General features: G+C 52.0%; 24 protein-coding genes. 11 read left to right on the plus strand and 13 right to left on the minus strand.

Annotated features, from left to right (window positions below; all coding sequences use genetic code 11):
- Nucleotides 1–51 precede the first annotated feature (51 nt).
- A complete protein-coding gene (gene entS, locus WC5_RS09225) occupies nt 52–1302 on the plus strand; it encodes an enterobactin transporter EntS (RefSeq protein WP_001041807.1) in 1251 nt (416 codons plus the stop codon).
- An 80-nt stretch (nt 1303–1382) separates the two neighbouring features.
- Here entS and fepB read toward each other — a convergent pair whose 3' ends face one another.
- Nucleotides 1383–2348 (minus strand): Fe2+-enterobactin ABC transporter substrate-binding protein, encoded by a 966-nt coding sequence (gene fepB, locus WC5_RS09220; RefSeq protein ID WP_001234321.1) that lies wholly within the window; start codon nt 2346–2348, stop codon nt 1383–1385.
- Between the two features lie 188 nt (nt 2349–2536).
- Between fepB and entC the strand changes: the two genes are divergently transcribed.
- The 7 genes from entC to WC5_RS09185 all read left to right on the plus strand — a co-directional run bounded on the left by entC (nt 2537) and on the right by WC5_RS09185 (nt 9991).
- A complete protein-coding gene (gene entC, locus WC5_RS09215; protein WP_010352083.1) occupies nt 2537–3712 on the plus strand; it encodes an isochorismate synthase EntC in 1176 nt (391 codons plus the stop codon).
- 9 nt (nt 3713–3721) lie between these two features.
- Nucleotides 3722–5332, plus strand: a complete 1611-nt coding sequence (gene entE, locus WC5_RS09210) for a (2,3-dihydroxybenzoyl)adenylate synthase EntE (RefSeq protein ID WP_000026763.1) — start codon at nt 3722–3724, stop codon at nt 5330–5332.
- 13 nt (nt 5333–5345) lie between these two features.
- Nucleotides 5346–6203, plus strand: coding sequence for an enterobactin biosynthesis bifunctional isochorismatase/aryl carrier protein EntB (gene entB, locus WC5_RS09205; protein ID WP_001007144.1), 858 nt, complete (start codon nt 5346–5348; stop codon nt 6201–6203).
- The gene (entA, locus tag WC5_RS09200) at nt 6203–6949 is read left to right on the plus strand and encodes a 2,3-dihydro-2,3-dihydroxybenzoate dehydrogenase EntA (RefSeq protein ID WP_016231622.1); all 747 of its coding nucleotides are present in this window, start codon (nt 6203–6205) and stop codon (nt 6947–6949) included. Before entB ends, entA begins: the two co-directional genes overlap by 1 nt.
- 2 nt (nt 6950–6951) lie before the next feature.
- The gene (gene entH, locus WC5_RS09195; RefSeq protein ID WP_000637953.1) at nt 6952–7365 is read left to right on the plus strand and encodes a proofreading thioesterase EntH; all 414 of its coding nucleotides are present in this window, start codon (nt 6952–6954) and stop codon (nt 7363–7365) included.
- A 180-nt stretch (nt 7366–7545) separates the two neighbouring features.
- A complete protein-coding gene (gene cstA / locus WC5_RS09190) occupies nt 7546–9651 on the plus strand; it encodes a pyruvate/proton symporter CstA (RefSeq protein WP_001043162.1) in 2106 nt (701 codons plus the stop codon).
- Nucleotides 9652–9793: 142 nt separating this feature from the next.
- On the plus strand, nt 9794–9991 hold the full coding sequence (locus tag WC5_RS09185; RefSeq protein ID WP_000460431.1) for a YbdD/YjiX family protein: 198 nt from the start codon (nt 9794–9796) through the stop codon (nt 9989–9991).
- Between the two features lie 9 nt (nt 9992–10000).
- Here WC5_RS09185 and hcxA read toward each other — a convergent pair whose 3' ends face one another.
- Nucleotides 10001–11089 (minus strand): hydroxycarboxylate dehydrogenase HcxA, encoded by a 1089-nt coding sequence (hcxA, locus tag WC5_RS09180; protein WP_016231623.1) that lies wholly within the window; start codon nt 11087–11089, stop codon nt 10001–10003.
- A 108-nt stretch (nt 11090–11197) separates the two neighbouring features.
- On the opposite strand from hcxA, the gene ybdL reads away from it, so the two are divergent.
- Nucleotides 11198–12358, plus strand: coding sequence for a methionine-oxo-acid transaminase (gene ybdL / locus WC5_RS09175; protein ID WP_000183915.1), 1161 nt, complete (start codon nt 11198–11200; stop codon nt 12356–12358).
- Here the strand turns inward: ybdL and WC5_RS09170 are convergent, their stop codons facing one another.
- The 4 genes from WC5_RS09170 to dsbG form a co-directional block, all read right to left on the minus strand.
- Complete coding sequence (locus tag WC5_RS09170) at nt 12359–12988, minus strand: IbrB-like domain-containing protein (RefSeq protein ID WP_000528560.1); 630 nt, start codon at nt 12986–12988, stop codon at nt 12359–12361.
- Entirely contained in the window at nt 12961–14181 is a 1221-nt protein-coding gene (locus tag WC5_RS09165; RefSeq protein ID WP_000029786.1) for a phosphoadenosine phosphosulfate reductase, read from the minus strand. Before WC5_RS09165 ends, WC5_RS09170 begins: the two co-directional genes overlap by 28 nt.
- Nucleotides 14182–14321: 140 nt before the next feature.
- The gene (gene citR, locus WC5_RS09160) at nt 14322–15227 is read right to left on the minus strand and encodes a DNA-binding transcriptional repressor CitR (protein WP_000002458.1); all 906 of its coding nucleotides are present in this window, start codon (nt 15225–15227) and stop codon (nt 14322–14324) included.
- 208 nt (nt 15228–15435) lie between these two features.
- Nucleotides 15436–16182: a thiol:disulfide interchange protein DsbG gene (gene dsbG / locus WC5_RS09155; RefSeq protein WP_000913741.1), complete on the minus strand. Its 747-nt coding sequence runs from the start codon at nt 16180–16182 to the stop codon at nt 15436–15438.
- Nucleotides 16183–16555: 373 nt separating this feature from the next.
- On the opposite strand from dsbG, the gene ahpC reads away from it, so the two are divergent.
- Both ahpC and ahpF read left to right on the plus strand, forming a co-directional pair.
- Nucleotides 16556–17119, plus strand: coding sequence for an alkyl hydroperoxide reductase subunit C (gene ahpC, locus WC5_RS09150; protein ID WP_000052804.1), 564 nt, complete (start codon nt 16556–16558; stop codon nt 17117–17119).
- Nucleotides 17120–17247: 128 nt separating this feature from the next.
- Nucleotides 17248–18813 (plus strand): alkyl hydroperoxide reductase subunit F, encoded by a 1566-nt coding sequence (gene ahpF, locus WC5_RS09145; protein ID WP_010352341.1) that lies wholly within the window; start codon nt 17248–17250, stop codon nt 18811–18813.
- A gap of 119 nt (nt 18814–18932) precedes the next feature.
- Here ahpF and uspG read toward each other — a convergent pair whose 3' ends face one another.
- The 7 genes from uspG to citX form a co-directional block, all read right to left on the minus strand.
- On the minus strand, nt 18933–19361 hold the full coding sequence (uspG, locus tag WC5_RS09140; RefSeq protein ID WP_010352343.1) for a universal stress protein UspG: 429 nt from the start codon (nt 19359–19361) through the stop codon (nt 18933–18935).
- Nucleotides 19362–19484: 123 nt separating this feature from the next.
- The gene (yldA, locus tag WC5_RS26035) at nt 19485–19574 is read right to left on the minus strand and encodes a small membrane protein YldA (protein WP_016231624.1); all 90 of its coding nucleotides are present in this window, start codon (nt 19572–19574) and stop codon (nt 19485–19487) included.
- Nucleotides 19575–19716: 142 nt separating this feature from the next.
- Nucleotides 19717–20127 carry a nucleoside diphosphate kinase regulator gene (gene rnk / locus WC5_RS09135; protein ID WP_000089726.1) on the minus strand — a complete coding sequence of 137 codons (411 nt, stop codon included), beginning with the start codon at nt 20125–20127 and terminating at the stop codon, nt 19717–19719.
- 229 nt (nt 20128–20356) lie between these two features.
- Nucleotides 20357–21163: a ribonuclease I gene (gene rna / locus WC5_RS09130; protein ID WP_010355769.1), complete on the minus strand. Its 807-nt coding sequence runs from the start codon at nt 21161–21163 to the stop codon at nt 20357–20359.
- Between the two features lie 113 nt (nt 21164–21276).
- Complete coding sequence (gene citT, locus WC5_RS09125; RefSeq protein ID WP_000050310.1) at nt 21277–22740, minus strand: citrate/succinate antiporter CitT; 1464 nt, start codon at nt 22738–22740, stop codon at nt 21277–21279.
- A 50-nt stretch (nt 22741–22790) separates the two neighbouring features.
- Nucleotides 22791–23669 (minus strand): triphosphoribosyl-dephospho-CoA synthase CitG, encoded by an 879-nt coding sequence (gene citG / locus WC5_RS09120; RefSeq protein WP_000062486.1) that lies wholly within the window; start codon nt 23667–23669, stop codon nt 22791–22793.
- Nucleotides 23644–24195: a citrate lyase holo-[acyl-carrier protein] synthase gene (citX, locus tag WC5_RS09115; RefSeq protein ID WP_000550395.1), complete on the minus strand. Its 552-nt coding sequence runs from the start codon at nt 24193–24195 to the stop codon at nt 23644–23646. The genes citG and citX overlap by 26 nt, the downstream gene beginning before the upstream one ends.
- Nucleotide 24196 lies beyond the last annotated feature (1 nt).

The following is a 24196-nucleotide window of genomic DNA, read 5'->3' on the forward strand; positions in this document are numbered from 1 at the left end:
ATGTGCAGCCTAAGAATAGGTATTTAAAATATTTGATGGCAAGGCATTGTAATGAATAAACAATCCTGGCTGCTTAACCTCAGCCTGTTGAAAACGCACCCGGCGTTTCGCGCAGTATTCCTCGCTCGTTTTATCTCAATTGTGTCTCTGGGTTTGCTCGGCGTCGCGGTACCGGTGCAGATCCAGATGATGACGCATTCTACCTGGCAGGTGGGGCTTTCGGTGACGCTGACCGGCGGCGCGATGTTTGTTGGCCTGATGGTCGGCGGTGTGCTGGCGGATCGCTATGAGCGCAAAAAAGTGATTTTGCTGGCGCGCGGCACCTGTGGCATTGGCTTCATTGGACTGTGCCTGAACGTGCTGCTGCCGGAGCCGTCATTGCTGGCAATCTATTTACTTGGTTTATGGGATGGTTTTTTCGCATCGCTTGGCGTTACGGCGCTACTGGCGGCGACACCAGCACTGGTAGGACGTGAAAACTTAATGCAGGCCGGGGCGATCACCATGTTGACCGTGCGTCTGGGGTCGGTGATTTCGCCCATGATTGGCGGTTTATTGCTGGCGACCGGAGGCGTAGCCTGGAACTACGGGCTGGCGGCGGCGGGCACGTTTATTACCTTGCTACCGTTGTTAAGCCTTCCGGCGTTGCCACCGCCGCCGCAGCCGCGTGAGCATCCGCTGAAATCGCTTCTGGCAGCGTTTCGTTTTCTGCTCGCCAGCCCGCTGGTAGGAGGGATTGCGCTGCTGGGTGGTTTATTGACGATGGCGAGTGCGGTGCGGGTACTGTATCCGGCGCTGGCTGACAACTGGCAGATGTCGGCGGCACAGATTGGTTTTCTCTATGCGGCGATCCCGCTCGGTGCGGCTATTGGCGCGTTAACCAGCGGGAAGCTGGCACATAGCGCGCGACCAGGGTTATTGATGCTGCTCTCCACGCTGGGATCGTTCCTCGCCATTGGTCTGTTTGGCCTGATGCCGATGTGGATTTTAGGCGTGGTTTGTCTGGCGCTGTTCGGCTGGCTGAGCGCGGTTAGTTCGTTGCTGCAATATACAATGCTGCAAACGCAAACCCCGGAAGCAATGTTAGGGCGGATTAACGGTTTGTGGACGGCGCAGAACGTGACGGGCGATGCCATAGGCGCGGCGCTGCTGGGCGGTCTGGGGGCGATGATGACACCGGTGGCCTCCGCAAGCGTGAGCGGTTTTGGTTTGTTGATTATCGGCGTGTTGTTGTTGCTGGTGCTGGTGGAGTTGCGACGTTTTCGCCAGACGCCGCCACAAGCGGCAGCGTCTGAGAATTAGTTAAAGGTGCATTTTCCCCTCACCCTAACCCTCTCCCCGGAGGGGAGAGGGGACTGTTAGTGCTCTAATTGTATGTTTTATCAATCTTTTTTAAACAGTGAATTAAGCCCATCCAGCACTTGCATGGCGCTGTAGTAATCCAGACGGAACGTCTCGGTTCCCAGCGCATAAACCTGCTTGTTTTGTACTGCGGGCAGGTGCGCGAGCAGCGGATTGGCATAAATAGCATCGGCGTCTTTCTGATCACCGGCGAACAGGAATAGTGACTCGCCATTTAACCCTGCCGCCAGATTTTCCCCACCAAGCTGAATGATGTCATGGCGTTTGCCCTGGCTTTGGCTGGCGTTTAACCCTGCGGGCAACTTCGCCAGCGTAAAGCCGAGTTGTTCCAGCATCTGCCCTTGTGCTGATTCCGGCGTCCAGAGATTAGCACTGTGCGCGGCAGCAGTATAAACAATGGCAGTGACTGGCTGCGGCGGTAATTTGATTTGCTCTTTCGCCGCCGTCAGTTGCTTATCAAACTGTGCAATCCGCTCTGCCGCTTGTTTCTCATGTCCGGTAATTTCGCCAAGCTGCGTTAACAGCGACTGCCAGCTTTTGTCGTCGTAATTGATGATTAACGTCGGGGCGATGGTGGAAAGCTGATCGTACAGCGCCAGCGCCGAATCGCCGCCGGTGGCGCTAATTAAAATCAGATCTGGCATTTGCGCGGCAACGGCTTCGGCACTTGGTTCGCCGATATAGAGCCGCTGCAGTTTGCGTTCTTTCGCCACCTTGCTCCACTGGCGTAAAAAGCCCTGGTCATCCGCTACGCGGTTATTCGGCGTGGTCGCGCCACTGGCGATCACTGGAGCATCAATCGCCAGCAGTGAGCCGGTCAGGGTGACGCTGGTGGAAACAATACGCTGCGGTTGGCTTTCCAGGGTATGAGTGCCACGACTGTCAGTAATCTGACGCGGCCAGTCGGCAGCCTGAACTGCGGCTATTCCTGAAAGCAAAAGTCCTGTTAATAGAAGGGCGTTGCGGTAGAGCGGGGCGAGTCTCACGAATCAGCTTCCTGTTATTAATGAAGTTAATGCTTCTCATTTTCATTGTAACGACAAGCAGATGCAACCCCGAGTTGCAGATTGCGTTACCTCAAGAGTTGACATAGTGCGCGTTTGCTTTTAGGTTAGCGACCGAAAATATAAATGATAATCATTATTAAATCCTTTATCATTTTGTGGAGGATGATATGGATACGTCACTGGCTGAGGAAGTACAGCAGACCATGGCAACACTTGCGCCCAATCGCTTTTTCTTTATGTCGCCGTACCGCAGTTTTACGACGTCAGGATGTTTCGCCCGCTTCGATGAACCGGCTGTGAACGGGGATTCGCCCGACAGTCCCTTCCAGCAAAAACTCGCCGCGCTGTTTGCCGATGCCAAAGCGCAGGGCATCAAAAATCCGGTGATGGTCGGGGCGATTCCCTTCGATCCACGCCAGCCTTCGTCGCTGTATATTCCCGAATCCTGGCAGCCATTCTCCCGTCAGGAAAAACAAGCTTCCGCGCGCCGTTTCACCCGCAGCCAGGCGCTGAACGTGGTGGAACGCCAGGCAATTCCAGAACAAGCCACGTTTGAACAGATGGTTGCTCGCGCTGCTGCACTTACCGCCACGCCGCAGGTCGACAAAGTGGTGTTGTCACGGTTGATTGATATCACCACTGACGCCGCCATTGATAGTGGCGTATTGCTGGAACGGTTGATTGCGCAAAACCCGGTTAGTTACAACTTCCATGTCCCGCTGGCTGATGGTGGCGTCCTGTTGGGGGCCAGCCCGGAACTGCTGCTACGTAAAGACGGCGAGCGTTTTAGCTCCATTCCGTTAGCCGGTTCCGCGCGTCGTCAGCCGGATGAAGTGCTGGACAGGGAAGCGGGTAATCGTCTGCTGGCGTCAGAAAAAGATCGCCATGAACATGAACTGGTGACTCAGGCGATGAAAGAGGTGCTGCGCGAGCGCAGCAGTGAGTTACACGTTCCTTCCTCTCCACAACTGATCACCACGCCGACGCTGTGGCATCTCGCAACACCCTTTGAAGGTAAAGCGAATTCGCAAGAAAACGCACTGACACTGGCCTGTCTGCTGCATCCGACCCCCGCGCTGAGTGGTTTCCCGCATCAGGCCGCGACCCAGGTTATTGCTGAACTGGAGCCGTTCGACCGCGAACTGTTTGGCGGCATTGTCGGCTGGTGTGACAGCGAAGGTAACGGCGAGTGGGTGGTGACCATCCGCTGCGCGAAGCTGCGGAAAAATCAGGTGCGCCTGTTTGCCGGAGCGGGGATTGTGCCTGCGTCATCACCACTTAGCGAATGGCGCGAAACCGGCGTCAAACTTTCTACCATGTTGAACGTTTTTGGATTGCATTAAGGAGCGAGGATGAGCATCCCATTCACCCGCTGGCCGGAAGAGTTTGCCCGTCGCTATCGGGAAAAAGGCTACTGGCAGGATTTGCCGCTGACCGACATTTTGACCCGCCACGCCGCGAGTGACAGCATCGCGGTTATCGACGGCGAGCGGCAGTTGAGTTATCGGGAACTGAATCAGGCGGCGGATAATCTCGCCTGTAACCTGCGCCGTCAGGGAATTAAATCGGGCGAAACCGCGCTGGTACAGTTGGGTAACGTCGCTGAACTGTACATTACCTTTTTTGCGCTGCTGAAACTGGGCGTCGCGCCGGTGCTGGCGCTGTTCAGCCATCAGCGTAGTGAACTGAACGCCTATGCCAGCCAGATTGAACCGGCGTTACTGATTGCCGATCGCCAACATGCGCTATTTAGCGGGGATGATTTCCTCAATACTTTCGTCACAGACCATTCCTCCATTCGTGTGGTGCAACTGCACAACGACAGCGGCGAGCACAATTTGCAGGATGTGATTAACCATCCGGCAGAAGATTTTACTGCCACGCCGTCACCTGCCGATGAAGTGGCCTATTTCCAGCTTTCCGGCGGCACCACCGGCACACCGAAACTGATCCCGCGTACCCATAATGACTATTACTACAGCGTGCGCCGTAGCGTCGAGATTTGTCAGTTCACGCAACAGACTCGCTATCTGTGTGCGATTCCGGCGGCGCACAACTACGCCATGAGTTCACCAGGATCGCTGGGGGTATTTCTCGCTGGCGGCACAGTGGTTCTGGCGGCCGATCCCAGCGCCACGCTCTGCTTCCCATTGATTGCAAAACATCAGGTCAACGTCACCGCGCTGGTGCCGCCGGCGGTAAGCCTGTGGTTACAGGCGCTGGCTGAAGGTGAAAGCAGGGCGCAGCTTGCCTCGCTAAAACTGTTACAGGTCGGTGGCGCGCGTCTTTCTGCCACGCTTGCGGCGCGTATTCCCGCAGAGATTGGCTGCCAGTTGCAGCAGGTGTTCGGCATGGCGGAAGGGCTGGTGAACTACACCCGTCTTGATGATAGCGCGGAGAAAATTATCCATACCCAGGGTTACCCAATGTGTCCGGATGATGAAGTGTGGGTCGCCGATGCTGACGGAAATCCACTGCCGCAAGGGGAAGTTGGACGCCTGATGACGCGCGGACCGTACACCTTCCGTGGCTATTACAAAAGCCCGCAGCACAATGCCAGCGCCTTTGATGCCAACGGTTTTTACTGTTCTGGCGATCTGATCTCCATTGATCCAGACGGTTACATCACCGTGCAGGGGCGCGAGAAAGATCAGATCAACCGTGGCGGCGAGAAGATCGCTGCCGAAGAGATCGAAAACCTGCTGCTGCGCCATCCGGCGGTGATCTACGCCGCACTGGTGAGCATGGAAGATGAGCTGATGGGCGAAAAAAGCTGCGCTTATCTGGTGGTGAAAGAGCCGCTGCGTGCAGTGCAGGTGCGTCGTTTCCTGCGTGAGCAGGGTATTGCCGAATTTAAATTACCGGATCGCGTGGAGTGTGTGGATTCACTTCCGCTGACGGCGGTCGGGAAAGTCGATAAAAAACAATTACGTCAGTGGCTGGCGTCACGCGCATCAGCCTGAAGGAGAGAACACGATGGCTATTCCAAAATTACAGGCTTACGCACTGCCGGAGTCTCACGATATTCCGCAAAATAAAGTCGACTGGGCATTTGAACCGCAACGCGCCGCGCTGTTAATCCATGATATGCAGGATTATTTCGTCAGCTTCTGGGGCGAGAACTGCCCGATGATGGAACAGGTGATCGCGAATATTGCTGCGCTGCGCGACTACTGCAAACAGCACAATATTCCGGTTTATTACACCGCCCAGCCGAAAGAGCAGAGCGATGAAGATCGGGCGCTGTTGAATGATATGTGGGGGCCGGGCCTGACCCGTTCGCCGGAACAGCAAAAGGTGGTGGATCGCCTGACGCCGGATGCCGACGATACGGTGCTGGTGAAGTGGCGCTACAGCGCGTTTCATCGTTCTCCGCTGGAGCAAATGCTGAAAGAGAGCGGACGTAACCAACTGATTATCACCGGGGTGTACGCGCATATTGGCTGTATGACCACCGCGACCGACGCGTTTATGCGTGATATCAAACCATTTATGGTGGCGGATGCGCTGGCCGATTTCAGCCGTGACGAGCATTTGATGTCGCTGAAATATGTTGCCGGGCGTTCTGGTCGGGTGGTGATGACCGAGGAACTGCTGCCGACGCCAATTCCCGCCAGCAAAGCGGCGCTGCGAGAGGTGATCCTGCCGCTGCTGGACGAATCCGATGAGCCGTTCGATGACGACAACCTGATCGACTACGGTCTGGATTCAGTGCGCATGATGGCGCTGGCGGCGCGCTGGCGCAAAGTGCATGGCGATATCGATTTTGTCATGCTGGCGAAAAACCCAACCATTGATGCCTGGTGGAAACTGCTCTCCCGCGAGGTGAAATAATGGATTTCAGCGGCAAAAATGTCTGGGTTACCGGAGCGGGTAAAGGTATCGGTTACGCCACGGCGCTGGCGTTTGTTGACGTGGGTGCGAAAGTTACAGGTTTTGATCAAGCGTTCACTCAGGAGCAATATCCCTTTGCGACCGAAGTGATGGATGTAGCCGACGCCGGGCAGGTGGCGCAGGTATGTCAGCGACTGTTAGCTGAAACGGAGCGACTGGACGTGCTGGTCAATGCGGCGGGAATTTTACGCATGGGCGCGACCGATCAGCTCAGCAAAGAAGACTGGCAGCAGACCTTTGCGGTCAACGTTGGCGGCGCATTTAACCTGTTTCAGCAAACCATGAACCAGTTTCGCCGTCAGCGGGGCGGGGCGATTGTTACGGTAGCGTCCGACGCTGCACATACGCCGCGTATTGGTATGAGTGCTTACGGTGCGTCGAAAGCGGCGCTGAAAAGCCTGGCGTTGAGCGTCGGGCTGGAACTGGCGGGTAGCGGCGTGCGCTGTAACGTGGTTTCGCCCGGCTCCACCGACACCGATATGCAACGCACGCTGTGGGTGAGCGATGACGCCGAAGAGCTGCGTATTCGCGGCTTTGGCGAGCAGTTTAAGCTCGGCATTCCGCTGGGGAAAATTGCCCGTCCGCAGGAGATCGCCAACACGATTTTGTTCCTCGCCTCTGACCTCGCCAGCCATATCACGCTACAGGATATCGTGGTGGATGGCGGCTCAACGCTGGGAGCATAAGCATGATCTGGAAACGCCATTTAACGCTCGACGAACTCAACGCCACCAGCGACAACACAATGGTGGCGCATCTGGGAATTGTTTATACCCGCCTGGGCGATGATGTGCTGGAAGCCGAAATGCCGGTTGATACCCGTACTCATCAGCCGTTTGGCCTGCTGCATGGCGGTGCGTCGGCGGCGCTGGCGGAAACGCTGGGATCGATGGCCGGATTTATGATGACTCGCGACGGTCAGTGCGTGGTAGGCACGGAACTGAACGCCACGCATCATCGTCCGGTGTCTGAGGGAAAGGTGCGCGGCGTCTGCCAGCCGCTGCATCTTGGGCGGCAAAATCAGAGCTGGGAAATCGTCGTTTTCGATGAACAGGGGCGGCGTTGCTGCACTTGTCGGCTGGGTACGGCGGTTTTGGGATGAACCCGACAGAATTAAATGAGATTGCAGGAAAACTCGGTTAACGGAGTGATCGAGTTAACATTGTTAAGTTAATTATTGGTTTTAACTCTTATTTGTTTGGTTATCGCGTTGTTAAATTCCGCAAAGATGTTATAGAAACAAAATGTAACATCTCTATGGACACGCACACGGATAACAATTATGAACAAATCAGGGAAATACCTCGTCTGGACAGTGCTCTCTGTAATGGGAGCATTTGCTCTGGGATACATTGCTTTAAATCGTGGGGAACAGATCAACGCACTGTGGATTGTGGTGGCGTCGGTCTGTATCTATCTGATCGCTTACCGTTTTTATGGTCTGTATATCGCCAAAAATGTGCTGGCGGTTGACCCGACGCGTATGACGCCAGCGGTGCGCCATAACGACGGGCTGGACTATGTGCCGACGGACAAGAAAGTGCTGTTCGGTCACCATTTTGCGGCCATTGCCGGCGCAGGCCCGCTGGTGGGGCCGGTGCTGGCAGCACAAATGGGCTACCTGCCGGGGATGATCTGGCTGCTCGCCGGGGTGGTCCTCGCCGGTGCGGTGCAGGATTTCATGGTGCTGTTTGTTTCTACGCGCCGTGACGGTCGCTCGCTGGGCGAACTGGTCAAAGAAGAGATGGGGCCAACCGCCGGGGTGATTGCGCTGGTGGCCTGCTTTATGATCATGGTGATCATCCTTGCAGTGCTGGCGATGATTGTGGTGAAAGCCCTGACTCATAGCCCGTGGGGAACGTATACCGTTGCGTTCACCATTCCGCTGGCGCTGTTCATGGGGATCTACCTGCGCTACCTGCGTCCTGGTCGCATTGGGGAAGTGTCGGTGATTGGCCTGGTGTTCCTGATTTTCGCCATTATCTCTGGCGGCTGGGTGGCAGAAAGCCCGACCTGGGCGCCGTACTTTGACTTTACCGGTGTGCAGTTGACCTGGATGCTGGTGGGTTACGGTTTTGTGGCGGCGGTGCTGCCCGTATGGCTGCTGCTGGCTCCGCGTGACTACCTTTCTACCTTCCTGAAAATCGGGACTATCGTCGGTCTGGCGGTAGGCATTTTGATCATGCGCCCGACGCTGACTATGCCTGCGCTGACCAAATTTGTCGATGGCACAGGCCCGGTATGGACCGGTAACCTGTTCCCGTTCCTGTTTATCACCATCGCCTGTGGTGCGGTGTCTGGCTTCCATGCGCTGATCTCTTCCGGCACCACGCCGAAGATGCTGGCGAACGAAGGTCAGGCGTGTTTTATCGGCTACGGCGGGATGTTGATGGAATCCTTCGTGGCGATTATGGCGCTAGTTTCTGCCTGTATCATCGATCCGGGCGTGTATTTTGCCATGAACAGCCCGATGGCGGTGCTGGCTCCGGCGGGTACGACGGATGTGGTGGCTTCTGCCGCGCAGGTGGTGAGTAGTTGGGGCTTTGCGATAACCCCGGATACGTTAAACCAGATTGCCAGCGAAGTCGGTGAACAGTCGATCATTTCCCGTGCGGGCGGTGCGCCGACGTTGGCGGTGGGGATGGCCTACATTCTGCACGGCGCGCTGGGCGGCATGATGGATGTGGCGTTCTGGTATCACTTCGCCATTTTGTTTGAAGCACTGTTTATTCTGACAGCGGTGGATGCAGGTACGCGTGCTGCGCGCTTTATGTTGCAGGATTTGCTGGGTGTGGTTTCTCCGGGCCTGAAACGGACCGATTCACTGCCTGCTAACCTGCTGGCAACGGCGCTGTGCGTGCTGGCGTGGGGCTACTTCCTGCATCAGGGCGTGGTCGATCCGCTGGGCGGTATTAACACTCTGTGGCCGCTGTTTGGTATTGCCAACCAGATGCTGGCAGGGATGGCGCTGATGCTCTGTGCCGTGGTGTTGTTCAAAATGAAACGCCAACGTTACGCCTGGGTGGCGCTGGTGCCAACGGCCTGGTTGCTGATTTGTACCCTGACCGCAGGCTGGCAGAAAGCGTTTAGCCCGGATGCGAAAGTCGGCTTCCTGGCCATTGCTAACAAGTTCCAGGCCATGATCGACAGCGGCAACATTCCGTCGCAGTATACCGAGTCACAACTGGCGCAACTGGTGTTCAACAACCGTCTGGATGCCGGGTTAACCATCTTCTTTATGGTGGTCGTGGTGGTTCTGGCGCTGTTCTCGATTAAAACGGCGCTGGAGGCATTGAAAGAGCCGAAGCCAACGGCGAAAGAAACGCCGTATGAGCCGATGCCAGAAAATGTCGAGGAGATCGTGGCGCAGGCAAAAGGCGCGCACTAAAGTCAGAGTGAGGGGGAATGTTGGTATAGTGCCGATGGTTCCCCCTCACCCTAACCCTCTCCCCGGTGGGGCGAGGAGACTGACCGAGCGCGTTGATAGCTATTAATGCACTCTCTCAGCAATCTGATTACCGGAGGTAAAGATGTTTGATTCACTGGCAAAAGCCGGAAAATATTTAGGTCAGGCGGCGAAGCTGATGATTGGGATGCCTGATTACGACAACTATGTCGAACATATGCGGGTTAATCATCCCGATCAGACGCCGATGACCTATGAAGAGTTTTTCCGCGAGCGGCAGGACGCGCGCTACGGTGGGAAAGGCGGCGCGCGCTGCTGCTAAATTTGTTCGTCAGGCTTTAAACGATTCCACTTTTTCCAACGCTGCACGCAACGTATCTGGTGTCAGCGTGACTGGCAGGTAATGAATGGACTCCACCGGACGTAAGGTGTGGGCAATCACTTTGTCGATCTCCGCCTGATTATTGATATCCACTTCCAGCTCCGCCAGCGTAGTCGGCAGATGAAAACGCTGATACGCGCCTGTTAATTGCGCCAGCACATCATCCTGACCCAGCAAGGCGCTTTGCACCAGAATTCCGTAGGCGACTTTGGTGCCGTGGAGAAACTTCTCGGTTTGCGGCAGAACAGTCAGACCGTTATGCACGGCATGAGCCGCCGCCACACGCGTAAAACGATCGCCCAGACCGCCGACCATTCCGCCACCAGCGATAATGGCATCCACCACATCGCAAAATGATTGCGTTAACTGCTGATTTTGCTGATCGGCAAGCGCCTGTTCGCTACTGTTTAACAAGACGTCGCGAATGGCTTGCGCGTTATTAATCCCCAGACGCACGGTTAGCGGCAAGGTTTCTGGCTGCGGAGCCAGTACCACCGCTTCATACCATTTCGCCAGCGTGTCGCCGATCCCCGCCAGCAGATATTCTTGCGGCGCATTGAGGATAATCTCCGGTTCCACCAAAACCATAAAATTGGCGTCGTCGAAAATTTCATAATGTAGCGCCTGTCCGGCATCGTTATACCAGACGGAGAGCGGTGTCCAGGCGGCGCAGGTAGCGGCGATCGTTGGAACGGCAACAAACGGCAGACCGAGACGGCGGGCGAGGGCTTTCGCGGTGTCGAGCAGTGCGCCGCCACCGACGCCAATTACTACGCTGCGATCGTCACCAGACTGTGTCGCCAGTTGTTGCACATCGCTTTCGCTGCAATGACCGCGAAACAAAATATGCTTTGCTCCTGGCAGTTCAAACGCTAGTGGAAGTTTGGTTTGCGCCGCAGCAATGGCGCGTTCACCATAAATCCACACAGCGCGAGAAAGCTGTTCAGTCGTGAAAAAATCATGCAGGTGATTGAGACTGCCGGGATGAGAAAAGTAGTTAGCCGGGCCGACGACGACGCGGATAGGATTGTGAGGCATGTTGTGTTGTCCTTATTGTTTTATTTAGACATCTAAACGTCTTGATTGCCAAATACTAGCATCGTGTTATAGTGCCTTCAACACGCAACTTCGTCAGGCACAATAAAAATGACAAATAACCCTCTGATTCCACAAAGCAAACTTCCACAACTTGGCACTACCATTTTCACCCAGATGAGTGCGCTGGCGCAGCAACACCAGGCGATTAACCTGTCGCAAGGCTTTCCTGATTTTGATGGTCCGCGCTATTTACAGGAGCGACTGGCGTATCACGTTGCCCAGGGCGCAAATCAATACGCGCCAATGACCGGCGTACAGGCATTGCGCGAGGCGATTGCTCAGAAAACGGAACGTTTGTATGGCTATCACCCGGATGCCGACAGCGATATCACCGTAACAGCAGGGGCGACGGAGGCGTTATACGCGGCGATTACCGCGCTGGTACGTAGTGGCGATGAAGTTATCTGTTTCGACCCCAGTTATGACAGTTATGCGCCAGCCATTACGCTATCAGGTGGGATCGTGAAACGCATTGCGCTACAGCCGCCGCATTTTCGCGTTGACTGGCAAGAATTTGCTGCGCTATTGGGCGAGCGCACCCGGCTGGTGATCCTCAACACGCCGCATAATCCCAGCGCCACCGTCTGGCAACAGGCTGATTTTGCCGCTTTGTGGCAGGCAATTGCCGATCGTGAGATTTTTGTCATTAGTGATGAAGTTTACGAGCACATCAACTTTTCACAGCCGGGCCATGCCAGCGTGCTGGCGCATCCGCAGTTGCGTGAGCGGGCGGTGGCGGTGTCATCGTTTGGCAAGACCTATCACATGACCGGCTGGAAAGTGGGGTATTGCGTTGCGCCAGCGCCCATCAGTGCCGAAATTCGCAAGGTACATCAGTATCTGACCTTTTCGGTGAATACCCCGGCACAGCTGGCACTTGCGGATATGCTACGTGCAGAACCTGAGCATTATCTTGCATTACCGGACTTTTATCGCCAGAAGCGCGATATTCTGGTGAATGCCTTAAATGAAAGTCGGCTGGAGATTTTACCGTGTGAAGGCACATACTTTTTGCTGGTGGATTACAGCGCCGTGTCTACGCTGGATGATGTTGAGTTTTGCCAGTGGCTGACGCGGGAGCATGGCGTGGCGGCGATCCCGCTGTCGGTGTTTTGCGCCGATCCCTTCCCGCATAAACTGATTCGTCTCTGTTTTGCCAAGAAGGAATCGACGCTGATGGCGGCGGCTGAACGCCTGCGCCAGCTTTAGTTATTTGACAGTCCAGGCGCGGGAATATTGGCGGTCGGCAAACAGTTCTTGCAGGCCGTTAATTTGCTTCAGGCGCAACACTTCGTCGCTGTCCATTCCCAACTCTTTGCCGATTTTATTGTCATCCCAACCTAACTGGCTGAGTTCACGAACAATTTCTGACATTGCCGTGACCTGGTGGCGACCGCGCGCCCGGTTGTGGCGAATAGTTGCAGCGATACGTTCGTTACGTGTTCCTTCCAGGCAGGTGACCGGTAAATACCCTTTTAATCGCAATTTTAACGTGTTAGAGCCTTTACCAATTTCATGACGGTGAAAACCATCAACAATTTCAAGTGTGCTGGCTCGTGTGTTGGTCACCACAATTGGCTGGGTAAAACCATCGACCTCAATTGATTTTTGCAGTAATCGTTTCTCTGGCGGCGCGACGTTATTCGGATTGTAATCATTGGGAGTGAGTTGGGTGTTCTTAACCCACAAAACACAATCTACCGGTTCGTCGCGAAATGGACTTACTTGATGGATCGCCGTTCTGATCTCATTGATCGCCTTAATGCGATCTTCTTCCGCCAGACTGGCGAGAAATTGAGTTAAATCCTGCGTTAATCGCTGCTGCATAGTATTCCCCATTCCTGACGTTTTCCTTTAATCCGTTCGTTATAACGTTGATAATTTTTGGCTTTTGTGGGGCTGAATGATAATGCCCGACACCAATAATCATTGTTGAGCAATACTTTGCAGATTCGTCGCCAGGAAGGAACATCTTTTGAGCCAATATCTCCATGCTGTGTCTGAGGGATCTCGATGCCTTTTTTTTGATACCAGTGCAAATAAACAGCAATCTTATTGCGATAATGTTCAGCCGTTTTTTCCGGCATACTATTAAGCAGTAATAAGGCATATTCTTGCCAGTCTAAATGGTCGGGCTTAAGGATCTTCCTATGACCATAAAATTGATTGTCATGACCAGCGTAAATTCCACCGCTTTTTACGCCACTGACCCTGGCGCACATTGCGGCCCATCGGTCAGGTTCAAGAACATGATATAGCCATAAACCTTGCCGTTGCTCTGGACCAAAAGGTTCGCAGATTCGCATATGACGCAGAGGGACGCCAGCCTGGTACATCAGATTATACAAAGGGTTAGATAGAGTCTGGTGTTTAGCATACCAGGTCCAGATATCGGCCACCTTCCAGTCGTAAATGGGATAAATATACCAACAATGACCACCTGGTGCGGCGGTGGTCCACGGTTTATCGTCAGCAAAACGTTGTTTATTTAAGCTGGCAATGGCGACGAAACGATTATAAGACTCGTCGGCACGGATACCGACTAACATTGCGGCTGGACGATGTTGTGAAAACCATTCGGCAAATTCACGCACAAAATGTTCAAAGGTCATGCCTGATTGATAAAACGAGAAAAATGCTGGATCGGTTATCGCATCTTCTGGCGGCTGACGAACCCATTCAATATCAGGCTGCCAGCACTGCCATTCGGGTTGATATTGGGATAATGAATTTTGCGTTGTTAGCGGTAGTGCCACCCAATAAAACTCTTCGATAACATCGGCATACTGCTCACGTAGCGATTGAACATAGTCAATCGTACAAGAAAACTGAGCTTCCCAGTCGATAAACAGGACGTGTATTTTTTTTCCCATTTTTCTGGCCAGATCTGCGGTCAAATGGAGCATTAAGCCAGAATCTTTACCACCAGAAAAAGAGACGCATACGCGAGGCAGAGTATTAAGTGTCCAGGTGATACGGTCTTGTGCTGCTTCCAGGATATTGAGAGGTAGCGGGATTTTATAAATGGACATCTGAAGACGCTCTCTTAACGTGACCGTGAGAAAAGTGCGATAGTTTCCTGATTATAATATTAATAAATTAAAATGAGGTATCTTATTTTATATTCACATGCTGAATTTTTAAGACGAATATTATCCATGCCGGCAGATGTTTAACATAAGTTGTCATTCAAACGATCAATAAAACGAGAGAAACTCAGGTTGTTTAATGATGATTTATTATAGGAAATATAAAGTGTATTAGACGGTAGATTCTGTTCTATCTTTATTTGTTTTAATTGAAGGTTTTTTTGATAGCTACGATATAATTCGAAGGGCACAATGCCCAGTAAATCGGTAACCGCAATAGTATTGACAATAGTAAACAGTGAAGAGCTACGGAATGCTATTTTTCGGTTTGTAAGAATCGCTTCTATTTCCATCTGAAAATCTTCAAGGCCAGGTGCTTTCGATGTCAGAGAAGTGAACTCTTCATCAAGAATTTCTTCGCGGCTACTGTGTTCCGTTATTCTCGGATGGGATGCGCTACAGATAAGCGTGTTTCGTATCGACTGAAAAGGCATACAGCTTACCGAGCGACTGATGACCGGCATTAATGTGATGACCAGATCTGCTTTGCGATAAGTCAATAAATCTTCGGCGCTTTCTGCTGACATCATGATGTCATGATGTTCAATTTCTACGGCTGTATCTTGTCGCAGACATCCGATCAAGAGGCTACTGTTGGTTGAAGAGATGAGTTGCGGGCCATAAATAATAAATTTTTTCTTCAGTTCTGCTTTATTGACAATGTTGATTGTTTGCTCAAGGTTCTTGAGATTTTTCTCAAGGTGATGATGCAAATTTAACCCTGTCGTTGTTGGTGCAATACCTTTCCCGGAGCGAATAAATAAGGGGTCATTAAATTGTGCACGTAGACGTTGTAAAGACTGACTCACCGCAGAAGGGGTTATATATAACGATTCTGCGGCCTTGCTAATGCTAAGATGTTGGTATATGCATTCAAAAATGACAAGCAAGTTCAAATCGAATTTTTTTAAGTCGTAAAGATTAGCCATGATGCGCTCCATTCATATGCTTGTTCTCATAATATTCATCAAGTCAATGATATGGCTTTATGTATTTATATATATTATGTTGTTTTACTTAATTTACGATTAAGTTTTTCTAAAATACCATAGTTGATATGAGCGGGGTGAACAATACTTGCGATTTTATGGATAACTGAAAAGGAGTGAACTATTTCAGCTATCCATACAATGAATGTTATTTATTTCCCATAATAATATTTAAGGTCTTTTGATCCGGTAATCCGACAGCCTGCTGCAATGTGTTCTCTGGACTCATGTAATAAATCGCAGGTGTGACATTTGCACCCAGTTCGTCCATCAACGCCTCATTGGCACTTAGAATCTTCATCTGTTCCGGGCCCACGCTCCCGGAGAGGTTCAGCTTTAACTTGCCGCCTGATGCTTCATACTCTTGCCACGTTTTTGCCGGATCCTTAGACGCAAGGATTGCCGCCGCAGTTGCTGGGCTTTCGGGTTTTATCACGCCAACCAGTAGGGTACGGATTTGTACTTTACCGGCATCAACCCATGGGCGCGCTTGTTGCCAGAATTGTTTGCAATACGGGCAGAAAGGATCGGCAAAAACATAAACCACGACTGGTGCATCTTTTTTACCGTCAAGTAACCAGCTTGATTGTTCCATGCGTTGCCACATTTCGCGTCCGGCAGGTGCGTAAATCTCTTTTTCAATAAGGGCGTTACTGAGGTTCTCTCCCTTTTCGTTGTACATATAGCCAGATATGGCATGTTTGCCGTCAGGCGTAAGGTAGATAGTGACTCCCATGTCCTGATATTTCCCCAGATAACCTTTCATGCCGCCAGGTGCATCGAACGATTTGATAATCGTAATCCCCTGTTTTTCAATCGCTTTAACGGGCGCAGGAAGCTCTTCGGCGTAAGCAAATCCAGGGAGTAGGGTAAACAAAATTATCTTTTTTAACATTGCTTTGTCCTTTTCGTTCAGTGCAAATACACAATAAAAGGCTTAACCTATCACTGTCATAGTTAAGACCTTATGTCAGATGATTGCCCTTTGTTTATGAGGGTGTTGTAATCCCTCTCGTCGTTGCGATCATCATTGCAACACCGCAGCCTGTTGAACAGGCGCTGAAGATACCAAAGGGTAGTTCAGGTTATGCGGTCACCTGGAAAGGGGACCCTTTTTACTTTTTATCGCCGCTGGCGGTGCAAAGTTCACAAAGTTGTCTTACGAAGGTTGTAAGGTAAAACTTATCGATTTGATAATGGAAACGCATTAGCCGAATCGGCAAAAATTGGTTACCTTACATCACATCGAAAACACGGAGGAAGTATAGATGTCCTTGATTAACACCAAAATTAAACCTTTTAAAAACCAGGCATTCAAAAACGGCGAATTCGTTGAAATCACCGAAAAAGATACCGAAGGCCGCTGGAGCGTCTTCTTCTTCTACCCGGCTGACTTTACTTTCGTATGCCCGACCGAACTGGGCGACGTTGCTGACCACTACGAAGAACTGCAGAAACTGGGCGTAGACGTATACGCAGTATCTACCGATACTCACTTCACCCACAAAGCATGGCACAGCAGCTCTGAAACCATCGCTAAAATCAAATATGCGATGATCGGCGACCCGACTGGCGCCCTGACCCGTAACTTCGACAACATGCGTGAAGATGAAGGTCTGGCTGACCGTGCTACCTTCGTTGTTGACCCGCAGGGTATCATCCAGGCTATCGAAGTTACCGCTGAAGGCATTGGCCGTGACGCGTCTGACCTGCTGCGTAAAATCAAAGCAGCACAGTACGTGGCTTCTCACCCAGGTGAAGTTTGCCCGGCTAAATGGAAAGAAGGTGAAGCAACTCTGGCTCCGTCCCTGGACCTGGTTGGTAAAATCTAAGTTCCGCAATCGCGTAATTAATCGGGTGCTGCGGCACCCGATTTTCTTCCCCGCACCATGATGCAAGCTGCATCCAGGTAGCCGATGAGGCCGCTTGCATGATGATGTTTAAAGCCCAGGAGATAAACATGCTCGACACAAATATGAAAACTCAACTCAAGGCTTACCTTGAGAAATTGACAAAGCCTGTTGAGTTAATTGCCACGCTGGATGACAGCGCAAAATCGGCAGAAATCAAGGAACTGTTGGCTGAGATCGCAGAACTGTCAGACAAAGTCACCTTTAAAGAAGATAACAGCTTGCCGGTGCGTAAACCGTCATTCCTGATCACCAATCCAGGTTCCAACCAGGGGCCGCGTTTTGCAGGTTCCCCGCTGGGCCACGAGTTCACCTCACTGGTACTGGCGCTGCTGTGGACCGGTGGTCATCCGTCGAAAGAAGCACAGTCTCTGCTGGAGCAGATTCGCCATATCGACGGTGATTTTGAATTTGAAACTTATTATTCGCTCTCCTGCCATAACTGCCCGGACGTGGTGCAGGCGCTGAACCTGATGAGCGTACTGAACCCGCGCATTAAGCACACGGCGATTGATGGCGGTACGTTCCAGAACGAAATCACCGATCGCAATGTGATGGGCGTTCCGGCGGTGTTCGTGAATGGTAAAGAGTTTGGTCAGGGCCGCATGACTATTTCCGAAATCGTCGCCAAAATCGATACTGGTGCGGAAAAACGTGCGGCAGAAGAGCTGAACAAGCGTGATGCTTATGACGTATTAATCGTCGGTTCCGGCCCGGCGGGTGCAGCGGCGGCCATTTATTCCGCACGTAAAGGCATTCGTACCGGTCTGATGGGCGAACGCTTTGGCGGTCAGATCCTCGATACTGTTGATATCGAAAACTACATTTCTGTACCGAAGACCGAAGGGCAGAAGCTGGCAGGTGCACTGAAAGTTCACGTTGATGAATACGACGTTGATGTAATCGACAGCCAGAGCGCGAGCAAACTAATCCCGGCAGCAGTTGAAGGCGGCCTGCATCAGATTGAAACAGCTTCCGGCGCGGTACTGAAGGCACGCAGCATTATCGTGGCGACCGGTGCAAAATGGCGCAACATGAACGTTCCGGGCGAAGATCAGTATCGCACCAAAGGCGTGACTTATTGTCCACACTGCGACGGCCCGCTGTTTAAAGGCAAACGCGTAGCGGTCATCGGCGGCGGTAACTCCGGTGTCGAAGCGGCAATCGATCTGGCAGGTATTGTTGAACACGTAACCCTGCTTGAGTTTGCTCCAGAAATGAAGGCAGACCAGGTATTGCAGGACAAACTGCGCAGCCTGAAAAACGTCGATATTATTCTGAACGCGCAAACCACTGAAGTAAAAGGTGACGGCAGCAAAGTTGTTGGTCTGGAATACCGTGACCGTGTGAGCGGCGATATTCACAACATCGAACTGGCCGGTATTTTCGTCCAGATCGGTCTGCTGCCGAACACTAACTGGCTGGAAGGCACAGTTGAACGTAACCGCATGGGTGAGGTAATCATCGATGCGAAATGCGAAACCAACATTAAAGGTGTGTTTGCTGCCGGTGACTGTACGACTGTTCCGTACAAGCAGATCATCATTGCCACTGGCGAAGGTGCTAAAGCCTCTCTGAGTGCCTTTGACTACCTGATTCGCACCAAAACTGCATAAGAAGAAGTAAGATTCACCTGCAATTGTTAGCCGCCGGGGTCAAACCTGGCGGCTTTTTTTCGTTATAAAAAAACCTGCCGGGATTGCTCCGGGCAGGGCATCATAAATACGTTAATCTGTTAACGAACGACTAATACAGGCAGATTAGCATGGCGGATCACGCTGGAAGCGTTAGAACCTAACAGATGGGTTGAAATTGATGGATTACGCGAACCGATAACCACTACATCTGCATTCAGTTCTTTGGCTAACTCGTTCACCTCATCCCGCACGCTACCAAAGCGGACATGTGGTTTGATACGGGAGGGATCAATATTGAAATGACCAACCATTGTCTGTAGGCGTTCTTCCGCCTCATGTTGCAAATGCTCTTCGAAACGACGCACATCGGCAGCAAAACGGTGCAGACTAAGGCTTGCGGCGCCAGGTAATACATGGAGTAAATGAATTACACCATCATCCTGGGCGAGAAATTCAGCATGACGAACGGCTTTGTCGCTTAATTCCATTTCAAATACGTCTACCGGCATAATGATTGTTTTGTACATAAGCATTCTCTCCTTGCTGTTGCATGAATACATAACATCACATTATTGATTGCAGTTCTGTGATTTGCGACGTTGATTTTATATCTATTAAATATTGATTGGTAAAATATATTCACATAAACACTACCAGTGTTGCTCAAGGTATAGCACCGCGACAACGAGTATTGCCGCGATGAAAATATAAAGCACTGTAATACCAAGAGCTTCACTCATAATGGAGTCCGCAGGTTGATAACTTGTTCAGATTAGAACGTAGCGGGGAAGAGCAAAATGATAAGTCTGGTTGATATTTGAACAGAAAGAGGATGCGGATGCATCCTCTGGGCAAAGCGAGTAAACGCTTGTGCAGATGGGATTAAAGCAGGTAGTCGCCAGCGGCTTCAGGCTGGTATTCGAGTTCCAGCACTTCAAGGTGGGTTGCGGTGCCGCCCGGAAGTTCCCAGTGAATGGTATCGCCAACGCGAAGTCCCAGCAGTGCGGCACCCACCGGAGCCATCACGGAAAGCTGAGTATTGCTGTCGGTCATTTTGGCCGGATACACCAGCGTGCGCACACGCACTTCGCCATCGCTAAGATTGCGGAATTTAACCCGGCTGTTCATCGTCACCACGTCGTGTGGTATCTCTTCAGGCGAACACATTTGGGCGCGATCCAACTCTGCGTTTAACGCGTCGGCGATTGGCAAACCGGCATAGGCGGGTTGCTCCAGCAGAATATCGATGCGTTCGGCATCCAGGTCGTTAATGATGATAGTTGGTCTGGACATTTTTACTCCATGTCGTCGGTACTGCGAGTGTCGCAGATAAACATACCCAAAAGAAAACCCTCACCGTCAGGCGGCGAGGGTTTAACTCATATGATGATACTGACTGTTGCTCACTCTTTGAAGTGATATACGTCACATTCAGGTAATTCCTCAATGCAGCGCATTATGTATATATATTAATCATCATGTTTTACGTAAAACGCGCTACGACGTTTTACAGATTTGATTATTAATAACCCGCTTTATCAATCACAAAGGCTTTGCCACAGTTGCCAGGGTGTGGTTGTGGTAAGAATGAGTTTGCTGAGAGCGGTGCGTTGATGGCGTCAGCTTTTATCGAAATCTGGATTTCAGTCAAATACGCCGGGTTACCCTGGCACGTTAACTTGACCGCTTTGACGTTCTCTTTCCCCCAACTTTTGGCAAAGGCGGCGTCAAAGTCACTGCGGCTCACGGTTTTTCCGTAGTTATCCGCGAGGAATTTTCCGGCTGCGCTCTCTTTAATTTCTTGATTCAGACGCACCATCGTGCCGAAATAAGCATCCGGGTCAAAACCAAAACAGGCACCATGTTTCGCGTATTCGTAACGTTCCAGACAAGAGCGTCCGCCAGCCCCCGGCATAACTTCACTCAGTTTAGCTGCGGTTTCCAGCGATAACCCGGTTTCCGGTGAGGAACACATCCGGCTGGCGCGAGCTTCCGGCAAGTTCGGGATTGGACGAGTGGCGCAGCCGAAGCGCATCCAGCGACGTTCATCAACGCCACGCGCTGCAACTGATTTTGGCAACCCCGGCCACAGACCATGAACGGTCAGAAAATCGGCTTTGTTGGTCGTTTCGGTTTGCAGGCGACATTCATCCCGTTCGTTACGATTTCGATCGTGCTGGCTCTGGCAAAATCCTGTTTGCCAGGAGAGAGCCAGGACATAGCGGTCAAAATCGCCATACTGTTTTGCCTGCAACGCAGCGGCGTTGACAGAAGATAAGGGGAGCAGAGAAGCCGCCAGTAAAGCGGCGTTACGCCAGAATGCTTTCATAATGGGTGTGGGACTCATACATACACTGAATACTATCTATTAAATCATAAAAAAGCCCGCCAGGTGGGGTTACCTGGCGGGCGTGATGATTTATTCAGCGTTTGACGAACGTATTAGTTCCACATGGCGAGAATCGGCCAGCCTACCAGAAGCAGCATGGCAATATAAATCACCCCGAAGATAGCGCCAAGACGCCAGTAATCTTTCGATTTCACATAGCCGCAGCCGTAAATAATAACCCCTGGACCGGTTGCATATGGCGTCAGGCAGCCCATGATACCGATAGACAGAACCAGCAGGATACACAGTTGTTCCATCGGTACGCCCGGAATACCTTTACCGACGGCCAGAATGACCGGCAGCATGGTTGCGGTATGCGCAGAGAGGCTGGCAAACAGGTAGTGTGCAAAGTAGAAGACCAGAACCAGTACAATCACTGTGGCGTTTGGTGAGAAGCCTTCCAGGTGAGTACTCATGGTGCTGGCGAACCAGTCGATAAAGCCAGAACGGGTCAGGCCATTAGCCATAACAACCAGTGTTGCCAGGTTGACCAGCGTGTTCCATGCGCTGTTATAGCGGGTAATGTCTTTCCACGGCACAACGTGCAGCGCCAGCATCAGCGAAACCGCCAGCAGGCCAACTGCAGTGGCGTTAATGACTTCACTACCAAATACCCACAAACCTAAGCTGAGCAGAACAAGACCAATCAGCGTCCACTCTCTGCGTGTCAGCGCACCCATGGTTTTTAGTTCATCACCCGCCCAGGTTGCCACTTCTTCACTGTGTGTGATTTCCGGTTTGTACAGCACGTAGGAAAGCCACGGCGCAATGATAAGTAAGATAACCCCAACTGGCAGGAAGCAGAGGAACCACTGCAACCAGCTAATCTGGATACCGGCAATTTTGCTGACGAACTCCAGACCCAGCACGTTTGGTGCTGCACCGGTGACAAACATGGAGGAACTCAGACTGGTACTGATGACCATCATCCACATTAAATAACCGCCAATGCGACGTGCAGACGGATCGTTCGGGAATGATTTAAACAGCGGCGGCAGGTTTTTAATGACCGGGAAAACCGTACCCCCGGTACGTGCGGTGTTAGACGGTGTAAACGGAGCCAGCAGAATGTCGATAATGACAATTGCATAACCCAACGTCAGCGTGCGTTTACCCATGAATTTTACCAGGAAAAGGGCAATACGACGGCCTAATCCGGAAACTTCATACCCTAATGCAAAGATAAATGCGCCAAATACCAGCCAGACAGTGGTACTGGAAAAACCAGCCAGTCCCCATTTCAGCGCCTGTTTTTGGGCATTAAAAGCGGGGTCAGCTAATTCTTTGGCGTCAAAGAGCAGGTAATTACTGCCAATAACGCAAATAGTCACTGCAATAAAACTGATCGCTGTTGCCGGAATTGGCTCGAGGATCATGCCGACAATCATTGCCACAAACACGGCGAAGTAATGCCATGCCTGCGGCGGCATACCGTCGGGTACAGGGATAAGAAACATGACGCCCATCACCACCAGTGGGGCCAATAATTTCCATATCTTATCTTTTGCTAAAGACATACGGGTTCTCCGAAAATTAATATTTCCAAATTTATCAAGTGCTTAAATTTTTAAATCTGTGCTAAAAACCAGGTAAGAATCAGCAGGTCGGCGCTGCCGCCTGGACTGAGATTTCGTTCGATACACTCCCTGTCGAACTGCCGGAGATAATCGAGATCGGCGGGGGTTCGGATGCCCCCTTTTTGCAATAATGTTTGCGCCTCGCGCTGTAGCCAGCGCAGGCCCCCTTCGCCACCGCGCGATGCGACGTTGGTATCGCCGTTAATCGCCATCAGTAGGAGCAAGGTATCGAGCAATGCCAGTTCAGGATCCAGCCCCTGATCCAGCAGAGTGAGGTAATGCGGGAGGGCGCGGTTGATAACCAGCGGGTAGCCCGCTTCGGCTTCACCGCGCGCACCGGTAAGGCCAAGTTGCTGATATAACCGTTGGCCTGCCGTCAGTTGTGGATTATTGGTGCGCAGTTCGCGATCGGTCAGACCACGGCAAAAACTGGCTGCCGTCGCACAAACGGTTTTGGGCGTTACCGGCTGGTTGAGCTGAAGCAAACGACCAATTGCCGCACACATCAGCCCTAAAGAAAAAATACTGCCTTTATGGGTGTTTACACCTGCGGTAGCGCGGAACATATCGCCTTCGCAGGCCATACCAATTGGGCGTAATCCGCTGAGTACCGATTCTGGTGCCATTTCTGCACTACAGGCACCAAATTCAATGAAACGTGGTAACCAGCCCTGAATCGCCAGCGCGCTACGGTGGAAATCCTCCAGCGACATATCTTTGTGCGCACCGCAGTTAATGCGATCCACGAGACCGGGTTTCGGTGACAGATTGACTTCAGTCAGCATGGCGCGCCAGCCCAGAAGGGCATAGTCATTGATTAATGACGTCGCAAGCTTTGTGGTTTTAGTTGACGTTGCAGGCATCGACATCGTTCAGCAGCGCCTCCATACGGTTGAGTAAATCGGTCAGTTGATGCGTTTTTCCACGCGCACAAACAGCCGCACTTTGCTCGCATAACAGGCAGCGGCGAGGCGGCAGCGAATAATCGCGGCGGGAGAGAATTTCGCCTTCGGGCGTCAGGACATCGATATCCCACAAACGCCCGAGAGCATGACTATGCTCAAGCTCAATGGTTGCGAGCTTGAGGTCGCGAGCCGGTGCGGCAATGCTCAACATGCCCTCCGGCCCGCTGGCGGAAACCAGTGCAGCCTGCTCCTGAATTTGCCAGCCCTGTTTTGCGGCTAAAGCACGCAGGGCAGTCACGCCATGATTAAAAATCCGGCGTGTGACCTCGCTGTCTTTAACCGGCCCAGGCGCAACCACGGTAAAGGAGACCAGTGGAACAGGATGGCGCTTGAGCCAGGCGTGTTGCCGTGCTTGCCTTTCATCCCGGCTTATAAGCAACTCGGGAATCGAAACCGCATGGTGGCTGGCGAGTTCAGGGAGCAGGTGCATG

Origin of the sequence: Escherichia sp. KTE114, from assembly GCF_000407765.1 — a bacterium.
Taxonomy (GTDB): Bacteria; Pseudomonadota; Gammaproteobacteria; order Enterobacterales; family Enterobacteriaceae; genus Escherichia; species Escherichia ruysiae.